Raw genomic sequence first — 17,464 nt, forward strand, 5'->3', positions numbered from 1 at the left:
GGCGGGCGGACAAGCCGCAAAAGGGGCGGTACCGGGAATTTTACCAGTGTGACGTGGATATCGTCGGGCAGGAAGCGCCGCTGGCGGATGCGGAGCTGGTGGCGATGACGTATGAAGTTTTAACGGCGCTGGGATTTTCCAATTTTTCCATCCGTGTCAATCACCGCCAGATTCTTTCCGCCCTCGCCGAGTGGGCCGGGATTGCCAAGGAAAAACAGGGGGGATTTTTTTCGGCCTTGGACAAACTGGACAAGGTCGGGTTGGACGGAGTAAAAAAAGAGCTTGGAGAACAGGGATTGTCCCCGGAGGCCGCTAAAAAGATACTGCCGGTGATAGAGGCCAATTCGCTGGATTTTTTAAGGCAGGGTTTGGGGCATACCGAGAAAGGGAAGAAAGCGATCGAAGAAACCGAAACCCTTATGACATACTGCGCGCGTCTCGGAATTCCCGCCGAGGCCGCGGCTTTTGACGTTTCTCTGGCGCGGGGACTCGATTATTACACGGGACCGATTTTTGAAACCGTTTTGAGCGACGCCAAAATCGGCAGCGTCACCGGCGGGGGGCGGTACGACCATCTCATCGGGCTTTTTACCGGCAAAGAAGTGCCCGCCACGGGAAGTTCTTTCGGGCTGGAACGGATTATCGATGTGCTGGAGGAGAGAGGAAAGTTGGAAGAAGCAGCAGGCGTCACCCAAGCGGTCGTTTTGCCGTTTGATGAAGCGAGTTTGGTATACGGGCTGGAGGTTGCGGCTTTTCTGCGGAAGAAGAAGGTTCGGACGGAAATATATCCTTTTGCGGAGGATAAAATGCGGGACAAGTTTGGGTGGGTATCGAAAAGAAAAATCGGCTTTGCGGCTGTGGTGGGGCCAGATGAAATGAAGGAGCGGCAGGTGGCGTTCAAAAATATGTCCACCGGCCAGCAGGTGAAGCTGCCTTTTGGGGAATTGCCTGTGGAGTTGAAACGGGGTTAAAATTGTTTTATGAAGTATCAGAATATCTTCGTTGAAAAAGAAAAGCATCTGGCGAGGGTTGTCATCAGCCGCCCGCCGTTGAATATCCTCGATATTGCCACGTTAGGGGAAATGAGCAAGGCGTTTGCAACCTTGGAGAAGGAAAAACCGCTTTTGGTTGTCTTCTCGGGGGAGGGCGAAAATTTCTCGGCGGGGGTTGAGATAAAAGAGCATTTTCCAAAAACGGTCAAAAAGATGCTTTCGGCTTTTCATGGGTTTTTACGGCGCATCGTCGGGTCGAACCTGATTACCTGCGCGGCGGCGGATGGTTATGTTTTCGGCGGCGGGTGCGAACTGGCGGCGGCCTGTGATTTCATTTTTGCCACACCCAAATCGGTATTTGCTCAACCGGAAGCAGCGGTTGGATGTTTTCCGCCGTTTGCCGCCGCTTATTTCCCGGTTCGAATGGGGCATCGGGCGGCCGCGGAGCTGATTCTGGAAGGAAAAAGTTATTCGGCGGAAGAGGCATGGCAAGCCGGACTGGTCAACCGAGTGGCCGATGATTTGGACGGCGAGATATGGAAGCTTTATGAAAAGCTTGCGCATTTCAGTCCGGCGGTTTTGCGGCTTGCCAAGAAAGCTTTAGCGGGACCAAAGGCGGGTATGGAGGCAAGGCTTAAGCACTCGGAAAACATATACTTGCGGGAATTGGTTAGAGTAAAGGATATGACGGAGGGGTTGAACGCTTTTCTTCAAAAACGAACGCCGGTTTGGAGCGGAAAATGAAGGTTATCGACTGCCACGTGCACATCCAGCCGTGGAATCAATTGAAGCCGGAGGTTCTGGTGCGGATGAAAAACGGGCGGCAGGATTATGACCAGATACAAAAATTCATCCAGTCGCCGGACGCGTTCGTAGAGTACCTCGACTCAACCGGAATCGCCCAGGCTTGGATCATCAATTATGATTCCCCCGATTTGATGGGATTCTCGTTTGAGGTCAACCGGTTTTGCGCCAATTACTGCAAGAGTCATCCGAAACGGCTGATCCCGTTCGGGTCGGTCAACCCGCGAACTTCCAAAAACGTCACGGAGGATTTGAAGAAGGTAATGGACTGGGGAATTCGGGGAATCAAGTTGCACCCGCCGCATCAGCTTTTTTCACCCAATGATTACCTATCGTCCCACCGCAACTTGGAGGAATTATACCGGTTTTGCGAGCTGAAGAAACTGCCGGTGATGTTTCATACCGGCACTTCGATTTTTCCCGGCGCCCGCAGCCGGTACGGGAATCCGATTCCGATTGATGACGTGGCCGTAGATTTTCCGAACTTGAAAATCATCCTGGCGCACGGGGGACGACCGCTCTGGCAGCAGGAGGCATTCTTTTTAGTGCGGCGGCACCCCAACGTTTATCTCGAAATCTCGGGCATTCCGCCGGCGAAGGTTTTGGAGAATTTTCCGCGGCTGGAGGAAATCGCCTCAAAAACACTTTTCGGCACGGACTGGCCGGGGCCGGGAGTGGCTTCCATCGCCAAAAACATCGAGGATTTTAAGAAGCTAAAGCTCTCCGATGAGGCCAGGGAGAACATCCTGCACAAGACGGCGGAGCAGTTTTTCAGTTAGAGAGGGAATCAAACCTCTTCGAGTTTGGTCTGGACGCGGAGGCCGCGGGCTTCCAATTCCGCAATAAACTTTTTCAAGGGGACGGCTTCTTCCTGACGGAGGGCGCCGGTTTGGGAAATCTCTCCACGAGCCAACAGAAGGGTAATAACGGAGGCGGGGAAGGCGGTGGCCTTCATCATCGCGGTGAATTTCGAATCGGCTCTTTCCACCAACTCATAGATCAAACGCATTTTCCTTCCTGCCTTGACGCCGTCCAGCCAGACGCGAAGCAGAACGACATCCGGGCCGGTTTTGGGGAGGAGTTCCGACAAGAGTTTAATCCATACCGCCCGCGGTGTCACTTTCATCTTGCCGATAACAATCTCCTTCTGTGACGCAAGCCCCATCTCGACAGCGGCGCGGATTATTTCGGTGTGGCCGGGGTAGCGGATGGTTTTATAGTCCAGCTCTTTCACTTTTCCCTTCAGCATTTCCGGCAGGGCGGCGGCGCCTCCGGAGGTGTAAAAGGCCTCCATTTTACCGAACGGGTCGGGGAAGCGAATCTCCTCCAATCCGTCCATCGACTCCGCGGCGGCCAGCCGGCCTTCCTTCAGGATTTTGGCCGGCTCGACGTATTCGTTGATCAAACCCTCCAAGGAGAAGACCTCCTGATAATTGAGCGGCGGTTTGGGATTGAGGGGCAAGCCGCCCACACGCATATGGATTTCGTCGACGGTATCGAACTGCTTCATTCCACCGTAGGCCAAAATCGAGGCCAAACCGGGGGCGAGGCCGACTTCGGGAATTATGGCAATTCCGGCCTTTCTTGCGGACGAATCCAATTTTCTTTGGGCGGCTACAACAGTGTCGTTTCCTCCCAAATCAACGAAGTGGGCGCGGTTTTGAACGGCCGCGCGGGTGGCGGCAAGGTTCAAAAAATACGGCAGCGCCGAAGCGAGGGCGGAATGTCCTTTTGTTAGACGGGCTATATGGGACGCACTGGAGAGGTCGGCGTGAATGGCCTTCAGTTTTGAGTTTTTGATGAAGCCCGCCGCTTCTTTAAGAATCCTCCGGTTTCCCTCCAACAGTGTGACTTTCTTTACATCCGGCTGCCGGCAGAAATCGAAGGCGATTGCCCGCCCCATTTTTCCCGCTCCCAAAACGGCCAAGTTCACCCCGGCGAATGTAACGGATGAAGACCGCAAGCACAAACCCCTCTTTGGGGTGGCAGGTATCCCTTTATGTTTTTTGGGGTTATGCCGAAAAAGAATAATGACATGCAGCAATTTGAACACAGCCTTCCCGGATTGGGAGGGCCCTCGTTTGGGGGGCACGAGCCCCTGCCTCCGGAAAGCCGGAAGGGATGGCTGGTAGTTTTTTCCGCGCTGGCCGTTTTAATCTTCGGCATCTGGGCGATTAACGTCATCAGCTCGGGATTGGAAATCCATTCCGACCGGGAGGATTTAAACCAGGCCTTGCAGATGGAAAGCCGGCTGCGGGATGCGCTTTTGCAGCTGAATCGGCCGGCCAACGACGTTTTGGAAAACTACCAGGTTGAAAAGGAACGGAAGCTTCTTGCGGCCTATCACCGGCACTACCAAAACGCCCGTTCCGAGTTTGTGGCCGCCTTGTCCAATGAGGTCCCGGCGGCTGTCATCATCAGCCAACTGGACAGCAGTGTGACCCGGCTTTTGGAGGAAGCTGAAAAGACCTTGGATGCGGCCGCAAGGAGGGAACGGCTGCGGAAGGGGGGGGCGGCGGAAAGAAAAATCCGGGAAATGGAGACTTTGGCCGGCGCCTCGATGGCCCGAATGGACCGGTATTGCGCCAGGGCGCTTGAAATCCTGCGAACGATCGAGAAAAAGCACCAAGAGGAACGGGCCAAGCTCATGGACGCCCAAAGCGGCCTCTTCAAGGATTTATACCTCTTGGCGGGGATCTCTTTTTCAATCGGCCTGTTCGCCGTCTGGCTTTTGATGCGGGTGCGGGTGGGGCAGAAGCGGGAACGGAGCGTCTCGGAGTCGCTTTCCCAGACGCTTGCGGAAGTGAAAGCCACGGAGGAGGCGCTGCGGCAGTCCAACGAGCGTTTTCACCTGGCCGCCTCGGCCACCAGCGGCGTGATTTATGACTGGGACATAGAAAAGAACAGGATTATATGGACCGAAAATATAACCGCCGTTTTTGGCTACAAACTGCAAGAGGTTGATCCGAACTTCGCCTGGTGGGAGGAACGGGTGCATCCCTCCGATCAGGCCCGCATCCTGACCCAAATCGAGGAGAACCTGGCGGCCGGGAAGGACTTTATCGGGGAGTACCGGTTTCGCCACAAGGAAGGGCATTACATCGACGTATGGGACAAGGGGCGTTTGGTGCGGGACGCCGCCGGCCGGATCAAGCGGATGGTCGGCAGCATGGTGGATGTTTCCGAGCAAAAACGGGTGGAAAAGGCCCTGCGGGCCATTGCCGAGGGAATCTCGTCGGCCACCGGCGTCAACTTTTTCCGTTCCCTGGTCCGCCACCTGGCGACGGTGCTCGAGGTCCGCTACGCCTTTATCGGCGAAGTACTGGAGGGAAGTCCGGAACGGGCCCGCACCATCGCCGTCTGGGCGGGGGACGGGTTTATGGAAAACTTTGAGTACGAACTGGCCGGGACGCCCTGCGAAAACGTGATCGGGAAGGGGATGGAGTTTTATCCCCGCGAAGTGCAGAAACACTTTCCGGACGACCCGATCCTGAAGGATTTGAACGCCGAAAGCTACCTTGGGACCCCGCTTTTTGATTCCGCCGGCAAGCCGCTCGGCGTTCTGGGCGTTTTGCACACCGAGCCGGTGGCGGACGAGTTCGACTTGCGCTCCATCCTCGGCATCTTCGGCGTGCGGGCCGCCGCCGAGCTGGAGCGGAAGCACACGGAGGAGGCATTGCGGCAGAGCGAAGAGCGTTTTCGCTCGATATTTGAGAACGCCTCGGCCGGGATGGTTACAGTAAGCCCCGAGGGCCGCTTCCTGCAGGTCAACCCGGCGTTCTGCAAGTGGCTGGGATACTCGGAAAAAGAATTGTTGCAAATGGCCCTGTTCGATGTTACCCATCCGGATGACTTCGACAAATCCCGGGTGGCTTTACGAGAAGTAACCGTTAGGGGAAAATCGACCGTCGAATTGGAAAAACGCTACGTCCGAAGAGACGGACAATTGGTTTGGGGGCACGTGTCGTCGGCTTGGCTGCACAGTGCAGATGGCAAACCTCTATACGGGGTCTCCCTGATTCAGGACGTTACCGAGCGGAAACGGGCTGTGGAGGAACTGGCCATGGCCCGGGATGCCGCACTGGAGCAGGCCAACTTGAAAAGCCAGTTTCTGGCCAACATGAGCCACGAAATCCGCACGCCGATGAACGGAGTTCTGGGCTATCTGGGGCTTCTTTCCAGCCGGGCCTTTGCTGACGAGCGGGAGATGGCCGAGTTCATCCGCGGGGCCAAAAGTTCCGCCGAATCTCTTCTAACCCTCATCAATGACATTCTGGATTTCTCCAAAATCGAGGCGGGGAAGCTTTCCATCGAGTCGATCGAGTTCGATTTGCGCTCCGTGGTGGAGGATACCGCCTCCCTTCTGGCTCCCAAAGCGGAACAGAAGGGGCTGGAGCTGGCCTGTCTGGTGGAGTTCGGCGTTCCGCTCGCCTTGAAAGGGGATCCCACCCGGCTGCGCCAGGTGCTCATAAACCTCACGGGTAACGCCGTCAAGTTCACAGAGAAGGGGGAGGTCGTCATCCGCGCCAGCTTGCTGGCGGAGGATGATAAGACCGCACGCATCCGCTTTTCGGTCAAGGACACCGGGATCGGCATTCCGGCAGAAAAGCACCATTTGCTTTTCCAGAGCTTCACCCAAGTGGATGGCTCCTCCACGCGGCGCTTCGGGGGAACCGGTCTGGGCCTGGCCATTTCCAAGCAATTGGTGGAGCTGATGGGGGGGGAGATCGGGTTTGAAAGCGAGCCGGGCAGGGGGAGCGAATTCTGGTTCGAAATACCCCTTTCCAAAAACCTGGCCGCCCGTCCCCGGATCGTCAGCGCGGATATCCGCAACGCAGCCGTTTTGATTGTGGACGACAACACCGTGAACCGGGACATTCTCTGCCGGATGGTGGAGTCGTTCGGCTGCCGGGCCTTTCCCGCCGGAAATTCGGCCGAGGGGATGAGGGTTCTGCAAAAACAGCTGACGCTGGGGGATCCCATCCGCATCGCCATCATCGATTTTCAGATGCCGGATGAAAACGGGGAGGAACTGGCAAGAAAAATAAAATCCCATCCGGCCTTGCAGCCGACTTTTCTCGTTCTTCTAACCTCCGTGGGGACGAGGGGGGACGCCGTCCGGGCCAAGGCGGCCGGGTTTGCCGCCTACTTGCACAAGCCGGTGAAGCAATCCCAACTATTGGAGGCGATAACGGCGGTTTTGGGGCGTTCGAAAGAAAGGGAGGCCGAGCAGCCGCTGATTACCCGTCACTGGCTGGAGGAGGCCAAACGGGGGGGGAGCATTCTCGTCGCCGAGGACAACCAGGTCAACCGGGCGGTGGCGGAGGCCGTGCTTTCACGGGCGGGCTATTCGGTCGTTTCCGTCAAGGACGGGCGGGAGGCGGTGGAGGTTTTATCCGCGCGGGAGTTTGATTTGGTTTTGATGGATGTGCAGATGCCGGAACTGGACGGGCTGGAAGCCACGCGGGAGATCCGAAAGATGGCGGGGCCGCAGGCCAAAATTCCCATCATCGCCATGACCGCGCATGCCCTTTCCGGCGACCGGGAAAAATGCCTGAAGGCGGGAATGAACGACTATGTATCCAAGCCGATCGAACCTTTGGAATTACGGGAGGTGGTCGAGCGCTGGATGGCCCGCCGGCCCCTCGCTCCTCCGGTTGTGGCGGCAAAGGAGAACAACCGAAGGGCGGCGCCGGTGGACTGGGCCCGGCTGGAGCAGGCCTCCGGCGGAGATGCCGCCTTTCGCCGGCAGTTAATCGAGGTTTTTCTGGCGGACTGCGAAAACCGCCTGGGTCTTTTGAACGAAGCGCTGCGGACGAAAAATTTCACCCGGATGGAGCGGGAGGCGCATTCCATCAAAGGGGCTTCCGCCAATTTCGGGGCATCCGGGCTTTCGCGTCTGGCCGGGGAACTGGAAGAGCAGGCGGGAAAAAAATCGCCGGCCCACTGCCGCAACACGCTCAAACAGATGGCCGGGGAGTTTGAACAGGTAAAAGGGAGTTTAGCCGCAAAGGGGGTGGTCAAAGGATGAAGATACTGGTGGCGGAAGATGACGCCGTTTCGCGGCTGATTTTGGAAAAAACGCTGACCGGCTGGGGGCATGCGGTTGCCGCCTGCGACAACGGCGCGGCGGGCTGGTCCCTTTACCGCTCGGGGGAGTTCCGGTTGGTGATCCTGGATTGGATGATGCCGGAGATGGACGGGCCGGAGCTTTGCCGGAAAATTCGTTCCCTCAAGCGTTCCGATTACACCTATCTCATCCTGCTCACCGCCAAGACCGGCAAGGAGAATTTTCTGGAGGGGATGGAGGCGGGGGCGGACGACTATTTAACCAAGCCGTTTGATGCCGATGAGTTGAAAGTCCGCCTGCATGTAGCGGAGCGGATTTTGTCCCTGCAGGCGGACATCCAGACGCTGCGCGGGATTTTGCCCATCTGCGCCTGGTGCAAAAAAATTCGCAGCGACAAGGCCCTCTGGCAGACGGCGGAAGAATATCTCAAGTCCCATACGGAAGTGGATTTCAGCCATTCCATCTGCCCGGAGTGCGCGGAGAAACAGAAAGAACTGCTGGTGGAAAGGAAAAAGTAATCACCGCTTTCAATTGAATTCAGATGTTTGACAAATACCCGCATAAAACTCCCATACCCAAAACAAGGAACGTCTGGCCGGTGGCACCGGTCGTTTTTGCCGCTCTCTTCCTGCCCGTTCTGGCCGTCGGTGTTTTCAGCTATTTGAAAACCAAAAAGGATTTGACCGAACTCGCCTTCGCCCAGAAGCGCTCGACTGCCCATCTCACCGCCATCACGGTAAAGGAAAAGTTTGACCGGTTGAAAGATTTGGGCTTGGCTTTGGCAACCCGGGTGCAGTTCCGCCGGCTGGTGGCGGAGAAAAAGTGGGGGGAGGCCATCCGGATTCTCGAGCACGTGCCGAAAGATTTCCCCTTTGTGGAACGGGCGTTCTTGGCGGACAGCTCCGGGACGCTTTGGGCCGACACGCCGGAGCTTGTGGGTGTGCGCGGGAGAAACTTTTCCCACCGGGATTGGTATCGCGGGGTGCTCGCCAGCGGTCAGGTTTATGTTTCGGACGTCTACACCCGCGCGGCGGAGCCGCGGATGAACGTGGTGGCCGTGGCCACACCCATCCGGGGGCGGGACGGGGGGATAGAGGGGATTTTGGTTTTGCAGATCGCGATCGGCACCCTGTTTGAATGGAGCAAAAGCATCGAGGCGGGACCGGAAGGGTTCGTCTACCTGACGGACCGTCAGGGGCGGGTGGCCGCCCATCCAAAATATTCCGGACAGGGAACAATCGCTGATTTCTCTTCCGTTCCGGTCGTCCAGCGGCTTTTGCGGGGGAAAGTGGGCGTGGATGTATTGTACAACCCCATCGAAAAGGAGGAGCGGCTCTCCGCCTATGAGCCCGTGCCCGGTTACGGTTGGGGGGTGGTGGCGCAGCAACCGACGGCAGCCGCTTTCGCCGAGCGGGATGCCAACCTGCGGCGGGTCACGGAGGTTTACGGCTTTGCGCTTTTCGTAAGCCTGCTCCTTGCCTATTTGATTCAACACGCTCTGACCGAACGCCGGCGCTCAGAAGAGACCCTTCGGGTCAGCGAGGAGCGTTTCCGGTCGGTCACGGAAATGGCGCATGACGCCATCGTGATGGCAAACCGGGAAGGGGTCATCATTCTCTGGAACAAGGGGGCGCAGGCCATATTCGGTTACACGCCGGATGAGATCATGGGGAGGCCGCTGACGCTTTTAATGCCTGAGCGCTACCACGATGCTCACCAAAAAGGGCTACACCGTTTTCTGCAAACCGGCGAGGCGCGCGTCATCGGGAAAACAGTGGAGTTGCACGGGGTGCGGAAGGACGGCACTGAATTTCCGCTGGAGCTTTCGCTGACCAGCTGGACGACGGCGGGGGAGGTTTTCTTCAGTGGAATCATCCGTGACATTTCCGAGCGTAAACGGGCGGAGAACCAGTTCCGGACGCTTTTGGAGTCGGCCCCGGACGCCATGGTCATCGTCGGAGAGGACGGCAAAATCGTGTTGGTAAACGCCCAGGCGGAAAAACTTTTCCGCTACGAACGGTCGCAGTTGGTTGGAATGAATGTGGAGCAGTTAATGCCCGAACGGTATAGGGGCCGGCACGTCGAGAACCGCAGGGGCTATATGAAGGAGCCGAGGGTGCGGTCAATGGGAACGGGGCTGGAGCTATACGGACGGCGCCGGGATGGCACGGAGTTTCCAGTGGAAATCAGCTTATCCCCCATAGAAACCGAACGGGGGCGGCTGGTAACCGCGGCCATCCGTGACATCAGCGAGCGGGAACGATTGGATGCCATCCTTCGGGATTCGGAACAGCGCTACCGGATGCTTTTTGACGAAAACCCGCTTCCGGCCTGGGTTTTCGAATTGGAAACCCTTTCCTTTCTGGCGGTCAACGACGCCGCCGTCCGGCACTACGGATACGCACGAGAAGAGTTTTTGAAGATGACCATCAAGGATATTCGCCCGGCCGAGGATGTTCCGGCCCTTCTGGAGCGGGTGTCTAAACTGAAGAACGGCGTCCATCCGCCGGGGGAATGGCGGCATCGGAAAAAAGACGGAACCATCATCCATGTGGAAATCGTATCGCACCTTTTGGATTTTGGAGGAAGGCGCTCCGAACTGGTTTTGGCCAACGACATCACGGAGCGGAAACGGGCGGAGGAGGAACGGGACAAATTTTTCACCCTCTCTCTGGAGATGCTCTGTATCGCCGGCTTCGACGGATACTTCAAGCGGCTGAACCCCATCTGGGAAAAGAATCTGGGTTACACGGTGGAGGAGATGTGCTCCAGACCGTTCCTCGAGTTCGTTCACCCCGACGACCGGGAAGCAACCCGGCGCGAGGCGGAAAAACTGTCCGCAGGCGTCAACGTGATTTCCTTCGAAAACCGCTATCGCTGCAAGGACGGCTCGTACCGCTGGCTGCAATGGAACTCCACGATGTCTTTGGAAAACCGGCTAATCTATGCCGCCGCGCGGGACGTCACCGACCGCAAGCGAAGGGAGGAGGAAATTCAGAAACTGAACGAGTCGCTGCGGCAGCAGGCGGCCCAGTTGGAGGCGGCCAACAAGGAGCTGGAGGCGTTTTCCTACTCCGTATCCCACGATTTGCGGGCCCCCCTGCGGAGCATCGACGGGTTTTCGCAGGCGCTTCTTGAGGATTGCGGGGAACGGCTGGATACATCCGGCAAGGATTACCTCGGGCGGGTGCGGGGGGCCTGTTTGCGGATGGCCCAGCTCATCGACGATTTGTTGAACCTATCCCGCGTCTCCCGCGGGGAGATGCGGATGGAAACGGTGGATTTGAGTGAATTGGCGCGGGAAGTTGTTTCCGAACTGCAAAAACAAGCCCCGGGACGCAAGGTCAGTTTTGTAATTGCCGATAATCTAAAAGGGAACGGGGATGCGCGGCTTTTGCGGGTCGCGCTGGAAAATTTGCTGGGAAACGCCTGGAAGTACACCTCCAAGCATCCGTCTGCGCGCATCGAATTCGGCGCCCGGCGGGAGCCGGACGGCAAGACGGTGTTTTTCGTCCGGGACGACGGGGCGGGGTTTGACATGGCGTACGCCGGAAAGCTTTTCGGCGCTTTTCAACGGCTGCACACGCCGTCCGAATTCACCGGAACCGGCATCGGACTGGCGACCGTGCAGCGGATCATCCACCGGCACGGGGGGCGGGTCTGGGCGGAAGGAAATGTGGAAGAGGGAGCGACTTTTTATTTCACTTTGTAGACGGAAGGAGTAAAGACGTGGACAAAAAAATCATTCTCCTGGTGGAGGACAACCCGGACGACGTCGAGCTGACCATGCGGGCGTTGAAAAAGAACAACATCCAGAACGAGGTGGTGGTGGCGCGGGACGGGGCGGAAGCGCTTGAGTATTTGTTCGGCACCGGAAAATATGCCGGCCGAAACATGGCCGTGATGCCCCAGCTTGTCCTCCTGGACCTTAAACTGCCGAAGGTAAGCGGGTTGGAAGTGCTGGAACGGCTGCGGGCCGACGACCGCACCCGCCTTTTGCCCATCGTCATTCTCACCTCCTCAAAGGAGGAGATTGATTTGGTCGAAGGATACAGCCGGGGGGCAAACAGCTACATCCGCAAGCCGGTCGATTTCAACCAGTTCACGGAGGCCGTGCGGCAGCTGGGGCTTTACTGGCTTTTGCTGAACGAGGCGCCACCGGTACAAAAGGCTCCGAACGCCAAAGTGAGGGTATGAGCAGGCCGCTCAAAGTATTAATCGTCGACGATTCGGAAGACGACGCCCTTCTTCTGGTGCGGGAGCTGCGGCACGGAGATTACGACCCGCAGTACCTGCGGGTGGACCGGCCGGAGGCGATGAAAAACGCGCTGGAAAAAACGGCGTGGGATTTGGTCATTTCCGATTTCACCATGCCGCATTTCAACGGGATGGCGGCCTTGTCCCTTTTGAAGGAAACCGGGCTGGACATCCCCTTCCTCATTGTCTCCGGCAGCATCGGGGAGGATGTGGCGGTGGCCTGCATGAAGGGGGGCGCGAGCGATTACATCATGAAAAACAACCTTACGCGGCTGGTTCCCGCGGTGGCCCGGGAGCTGGCCGAAGCGGATGAGCGCCGGGCCCGCCGGGATGCGGAAGAGAAACTGCGGGCCGCCGAGCGGCTGCAGATGGTGGGACAGGTGGCGGCATCCATCATCCACGATTTGAAGAACCCGATGCAGGTGATTTTGGGAAACCTCGACTTTCTCAACACGGAGGGACTCTCCTCCCCGGAAATTGGGAAAAAATACAGCGGGGCCATCGAAAAACAGGTGGATCGGATGCTGGGGATGTGCCAGGAGATTCTGGATTTTGCCAAAGGGGAGGTTTCGCTGGCGCTGGGCCCGGTCAACCTGCCGGAGCTCTGCCGGGAACTGGTGGAAACCTACGAAAAACCCTTCGCCTCCGCCGGCATTCGCCTGGTTTTGGAGAGGCAGGTTCTGCCCAACGCCCCTCCTTCCGTGCTGGCCGACCGGGAACGGATCTGGCGGGCGCTGGCCAATCTGATGGGAAACGCCAAAGAGGCGATGCCAAGTGGCGGAGAAATACTGCTTTCCGTGGCGGTGAGTTCTCATGAAGCCCGACTGGCGGTACGCGACAACGGGCCGGGGATTCCGGCTGAAATACAAGGGAAGATTTTCGACCCTTTTTTCACCCACGGCAAAAGCAAGGGGACCGGTTTGGGGCTTTCCATCTGCGAGAAAATCGTAAAGGCGCACGGCGGGAAGATTGAATTCAGCTCGGAAGCGGGTGTGGGGACGACTTTTAACATCCTGCTGCCCCATCAAACCCAGCCGGCCGTTTCTCCTTCCGATTCGAGGGGGGAACGATTGGAGAAGGGACGGTAAGCCGGTGGCCAAGCCGCTGCGGGTTTTGATCGCGGAAGATTCCGAAAACGACGCGCTTTTGATGGTCAAGGAACTCGAGCGGGGAGGGTTTGCCCCCGTTTTCGAGCGGGTGGAAACGGCGCAAGCGATGACCGCCGCTCTGGGCCGCGCCAACTGGGACGTTGTCCTGGCGGATTATTTGATGCCCGGGTTCACGGCACTTGATGCCTTGAGTGTTTTGCGGATGTCAGGCCTTGATCTGCCCTTTCTCGTGGTTTCCGGCAGCATCGGGGAAGAGATTGCCGTGGAGGCAATGCGCGCCGGTGCGCATGACTACATCATGAAGGACAATCTCACCCGGCTTTCGGCCGCCGTGGAGCGGGAACTGCGGCAGGCGGAGGGGCGGCGTTTGAAGTACAAAGCGGAAACGGCGCTCAAGGAAACCAACCAGACCCTCTGGTCGCTTATCAAAAGCTCCCCTTTGGCCATCGTCACCGTCGATTTGCAGCGCAACGTTACAATGTGGAACCCGGCGGCGGAGCGGCTCTTCGGCTGGAGCGATCGGGAAGTGCTGGGGACCACCCTTCCCATTGTGCCCAAGGACAAACACCCCGAATTCCGGGAAATGTTCGAGCGGGCCGTGCGGGGCCAGTCCACCGCCAATTTGGAAACGAAACGAAGACGGAAGGACGGTTCGCTGGTGGACGTGGCCATGACCGTGGCCGCACTTCTGGACGCAGAGGGGAAGCCGGCAGGTGCGATGGCGGTTTTCGCCGATATCAGCGAGCGAAAAAAAGCGGAGCAGATCGCTTCGGAAGTGGAGAACCGGAACCGGGCCATTTTGAAATCCGCCACGGACGGCATTATCACCATCGACCATCAAGGACGGATTGTGGAATTCAACCCGGCGGCGGAAAAAATCTTCGGCCATCGCCGGGAGGCGGTGTTGGGGAAGGAATTGGCGGAACTGGTCATTCCGCACCATCTGCGGGAACGCCACCGGGAGGGGCTGCGGAATTACCTGTCCACCCGGCACAGCCGGATTCTGGGAGAGCGGCTGGAAATGACCGCCCTGCGCGCGGACGGCAGAGAATTTCCCGTGGAGATTTCCATTCAGCGCATTGCGATGGGGGAGCCGCCCCTTTTCACCGGGTTCATCCGAGACATCAGCGAGCGGAAGAAAGCGGAGGAGGAACTGCGCCGCAGCGAGGCGCGGCTGCGGGCGTTTGTGTCCGCCATACCGGATTTGGTGTTTATTCTGGATGAAGATGGGCGGTACGTCGAAGCCCTGACTGCACCCACCAAGGAAAGGCTGCTTTACGAGGAAATACAGAAACTGAAGGGAAAATTGCTGCATGAGGTTCTCCCCAAAGAAGCCGCCGACCTGTATCTTTCCATCGTTAGAAAAACAATCGAATCCCAACAGCCGCAGATTCTGGAATACAGTCTGGACGTGCCGGCGGGGAAATGCTGGTTTGAAGGGCGCACGGCTCCCATACCGGGGGCCGAAGGTCCCCGGCTGGTGGTCTGGGTTTCGCGTGAAATCACCGAGCGGAAAAAATCGGAGGAAGCGCTCAAAAACAGCGAAACGCTTCTGGCCAAAACCCAGCAAATGGTGCGACTGGGCGGCTGGCAGCTGGATCTTTCCAACCTGGAGGACTTGAACAAAAACGAACTGCGCTGGACGGAGGAGTCGTTCCGGATTTTCGGCTATGAGCCGGGTTCCGTCAAAGTAACCAACGACCTATTCTTTCAAATCGTTCATCCGGAGGACCGGCCGAAAATTGTGGAGGCCGTGGCCCGCGCCCTGGCCGAGAAAACCGCGTACAGCATCGAGCATAGAATCGTGCGGCCGGACGGGGTGGAGCGGGTTGTTCACGAACACGCAGATATTGTTTTCGACGAAGAATCCGGCCGCCCGTTGCGGATGGTCGGGGCCGTGCAGGATGTTACCGAAAGAAAACGCTTGGAAGAAGCCCAGGCGGAACGGGAAAAACTGGCCCTCCTGGCGGCAGAAGTGGGGGCCGCTTTGACCCAGTCGACCTCCCTGAAGGAAATGCTGGATCGCTGTTCGGAGATTCTGGTGCGCAATCTGGATGCCGCCTTTGCCCGCATCTGGACGCTCAATGAAAATGAGCAGATGCTGGAGCTGCAGGCCAGCGCCGGAATGTACACCCATCTGGACGGCCCCCACGGTCGGGTGCCGGTGGGGAAATTCAAAATCGGACTCATCGCCCAAGAGCGGAAGCCGCATCTCACCAACTCGGTTATCGGCGACCCCCGCGTGGGGGACCAGGAATGGGCCAAGCGGGAGGGGATGGTGGCGTTTGCCGGGTATCCCTTAATCATCGAGGAGCGGCTATTGGGGGTGATGGCGATGTTCGCCCGGCATACGCTGACCGATTTTGCCCTGAAGGCTCTTTCTGCGGTGGCGAATCAGATTGCTCTCGGTATTGAGCGCAAGAGAGGGGAAGCGGCCCTGCGGGAAAGCGAGGAGCGTTTCCGCCAGTTTGCGGAAAACAGCAAGGATGTTATCTGGATTACCAATACCGGATTGACCGAGACGCTCTACGTAAATCCGGCCTATGAGAAAGTGTTTGAACGCAGCCGAGAACGGCTATTCTCCGAGCCGCGGGCCTGGATGGAAGCCATCCATCCTGAAGACCGGGAAAAAATGCTGGTTCCGGGTGTCTCGGCGGAAGTGCCCGACAGTCCTTTCAGCCAGGAATTTAGAATCGTCCGGAACGACGGGTCCCTCCGCTGGATTCGGGCCCGCGTGTTTCCCATTAAAAATGATGCGGGCAAGACCTATCGCCAGGCCGGAATCGCGGAGGATATCACCGAGCAAAAGCAACTGGCCGAGCAGTTCCGGCAGGCCCAGAAAATGGAAGCGGTGGGGCAACTGGCGGGCGGCATCGCCCACGACTTCAACAATTTGCTTACCGCCATTGGCGGCTACACGGACTTCGTTTCCGAACAGGTGGAGCCAAACAGCCGGTTGAAACAGGATGTGGAGGAAATCAAGAAAGCCACCGAACGGGCGGCGGCTTTGACCCGGCAGCTTCTGGCTTTCAGCCGGCGGCAGGTTATGCAGCCGGTCCTTCTGAATCTGAATGAACTGGTCTGTGGGATGGAGGGAATGCTCTCCCGGCTTATCGGGGAAAATCTCGAACTGGTCACCGTTCCCGCTCCCCAATTGGCGCTGGTGAACGCCGACCCGAATCAACTGGAGCAGGTGATCATGAATCTTTGCGTCAACGCCCGTGATGCGATGCTGCAGGGGGGGCGGCTCACCATCGAAACAGGCAACGTCGAACTGGATGAGGCGTTTGTCCAGCAACATGTGGGTGCGCAGCCGGGGGCGTACGTGATGCTGGCCGTATCGGACACCGGAACCGGAATGAGCCCCGAAGTGCAAAAACATCTATTCGAGCCGTTTTTCACCACCAAGGAAAAGGGGAAGGGGACCGGCCTGGGGCTTTCTACCGTGTACGGCATCGTCAAGCAGAGCGGCGGTTACATTTCCGTTTACAGTGAACCGGGACGGGGTTCCTGCTTCAAAATTTATTTGCCGCAAGTTGTTCAGCCGGCGCCGGAAAAGCCGGCAAAACCGGCCGCACCGGCTCCGTTAAAAAACACGGGAGGAACGGAGACCATACTTTTAGTCGAGGATGAGGGGGCCGTGCGGGCTTTGGCGGGAAAGATACTGCGCGCAAATGGGTACACCGTCCTGGAAGCGGGGGATGGAGCCGAGGCGCAGGAGGTTGTAAAGGAGCATAAAGGAGCTTTGGATTTGCTCCTAACCGACGTGGTTATGCCCCGAATGGGGGGACCCGAACTTGCCGCCCGGCTGAAGCGCGCCCGCCGGGGGGTGAAGATTCTTTTTATGACCGGTTATACCGACCATTCCGCCTTCCGGGAGGGAAGCTTGCCCGACGGAACGGGATTGATTCAAAAACCGTTTTCCCCGCAGGGGCTGGCCCAAAAAGTGCGCGAAATTCTGGACAGCACCAAAAATAGCGCCCCCTCGTTTGACGAGACAGAAAAGCTGAAAAAACCAGCGGCCAAAAAGTAGAATCCTTTTCCCCTCAAAATGCCGGAGGTCGGAATCGAACCGACACGGGGTTTAGGCCCCACGGGATTTTGAGTCCCGCGCGTCTACCAGTTTCACCACTCCGGCTTCTTTTCCCAAAATCGTTTTTGGAGGCCCTATCGTCAAGTGCAATCCGTTTTCGGGTGTATAATTCATTGAACGATTAACATTCGGGGATTGT

10 protein-coding genes and 1 tRNA gene are annotated in these 17,464 nt (G+C 57.8%); 9 read left to right on the forward strand and 2 right to left on the reverse strand.

The genetic code is table 11. The features are described from left to right. The 3 genes from VNL73_09780 to VNL73_09790 form a co-directional block, all read left to right on the forward strand. A partial coding sequence (locus VNL73_09780) for an ATP phosphoribosyltransferase regulatory subunit (protein HXF49696.1) occupies positions 1–971 on the forward strand: 971 nt, incomplete at its 5' end. Positions 972–980: 9 nt separating this feature from the next. Further along, positions 981–1,736 carry an enoyl-CoA hydratase/isomerase family protein gene (locus VNL73_09785; GenBank protein ID HXF49697.1) on the forward strand — a complete coding sequence of 252 codons (756 nt, stop codon included), beginning with the start codon at positions 981–983 and terminating at the stop codon, positions 1,734–1,736. Next, positions 1,733–2,575: an amidohydrolase family protein gene (locus VNL73_09790; GenBank protein HXF49698.1), complete on the forward strand. Its 843-nt coding sequence runs from the start codon at positions 1,733–1,735 to the stop codon at positions 2,573–2,575. The genes VNL73_09785 and VNL73_09790 overlap by 4 nt, the downstream gene beginning before the upstream one ends. A gap of 8 nt (positions 2,576–2,583) precedes the next feature. Here the strand turns inward: VNL73_09790 and VNL73_09795 are convergent, their stop codons facing one another. Continuing rightward, on the reverse strand, positions 2,584–3,729 hold the full coding sequence (locus tag VNL73_09795; GenBank protein HXF49699.1) for a saccharopine dehydrogenase C-terminal domain-containing protein: 1,146 nt from the start codon (positions 3,727–3,729) through the stop codon (positions 2,584–2,586). An 81-nt stretch (positions 3,730–3,810) separates the two neighbouring features. On the opposite strand from VNL73_09795, the gene VNL73_09800 reads away from it, so the two are divergent. Genes VNL73_09800 through VNL73_09825 form a run of 6 tightly spaced genes read left to right on the forward strand, consistent with a single transcriptional unit; the run spans position 3,811 to position 17,265 of the window. Beyond that, positions 3,811–7,827, forward strand: coding sequence for a response regulator (locus VNL73_09800; GenBank protein ID HXF49700.1), 4,017 nt, complete (start codon positions 3,811–3,813; stop codon positions 7,825–7,827). Continuing rightward, entirely contained in the window at positions 7,824–8,384 is a 561-nt protein-coding gene (locus VNL73_09805) for a response regulator transcription factor (protein HXF49701.1), read from the forward strand. The genes VNL73_09800 and VNL73_09805 overlap by 4 nt, the downstream gene beginning before the upstream one ends. Positions 8,385–8,407: 23 nt before the next feature. After that, positions 8,408–11,578: a PAS domain S-box protein gene (locus VNL73_09810; GenBank protein ID HXF49702.1), complete on the forward strand. Its 3,171-nt coding sequence runs from the start codon at positions 8,408–8,410 to the stop codon at positions 11,576–11,578. A 17-nt stretch (positions 11,579–11,595) separates the two neighbouring features. Continuing rightward, positions 11,596–12,063 carry a response regulator gene (locus tag VNL73_09815; GenBank protein ID HXF49703.1) on the forward strand — a complete coding sequence of 156 codons (468 nt, stop codon included), beginning with the start codon at positions 11,596–11,598 and terminating at the stop codon, positions 12,061–12,063. Next, positions 12,060–13,211, forward strand: coding sequence for a hybrid sensor histidine kinase/response regulator (locus VNL73_09820; protein ID HXF49704.1), 1,152 nt, complete (start codon positions 12,060–12,062; stop codon positions 13,209–13,211). The genes VNL73_09815 and VNL73_09820 overlap by 4 nt, the downstream gene beginning before the upstream one ends. A 4-nt stretch (positions 13,212–13,215) precedes the next feature. Further along, positions 13,216–17,265: a PAS domain S-box protein gene (locus VNL73_09825; protein HXF49705.1), complete on the forward strand. Its 4,050-nt coding sequence runs from the start codon at positions 13,216–13,218 to the stop codon at positions 17,263–17,265. A gap of 19 nt (positions 17,266–17,284) precedes the next feature. Here VNL73_09825 and VNL73_09830 read toward each other — a convergent pair. Further along, positions 17,285–17,370: transfer RNA gene (locus VNL73_09830), tRNA-Leu, on the reverse strand. Between the last annotated feature and the right edge of the window lie 94 nt (positions 17,371–17,464).

This window comes from Verrucomicrobiia bacterium, from assembly GCA_035574275.1.
In the GTDB taxonomy this organism is placed as follows: Bacteria; Zixibacteria; MSB-5A5; order DSPP01; family DSPP01; genus DSPP01.

Bases quoted from the DNA above. Each gene is read 5' to 3' on its own strand.
- VNL73_09790 (HXF49698.1), top strand. From the start codon at position 1,733: ATGAAGGTTATCGACTGCCACGTGCACATCCAGCCGTGGAATCAATTG.
- VNL73_09800 (HXF49700.1), top strand. From the start codon at position 3,811: ATGCCGAAAAAGAATAATGACATGCAGCAATTTGAACACAGCCTTCCC.
- VNL73_09785 (HXF49697.1), top strand. From the start codon at position 981: ATGAAGTATCAGAATATCTTCGTTGAAAAAGAAAAGCATCTGGCGAGG.
- VNL73_09810 (HXF49702.1), top strand. From the start codon at position 8,408: ATGTTTGACAAATACCCGCATAAAACTCCCATACCCAAAACAAGGAAC.
- VNL73_09805 (HXF49701.1), top strand. From the start codon at position 7,824: ATGAAGATACTGGTGGCGGAAGATGACGCCGTTTCGCGGCTGATTTTG.
- VNL73_09820 (HXF49704.1), top strand. From the start codon at position 12,060: ATGAGCAGGCCGCTCAAAGTATTAATCGTCGACGATTCGGAAGACGAC.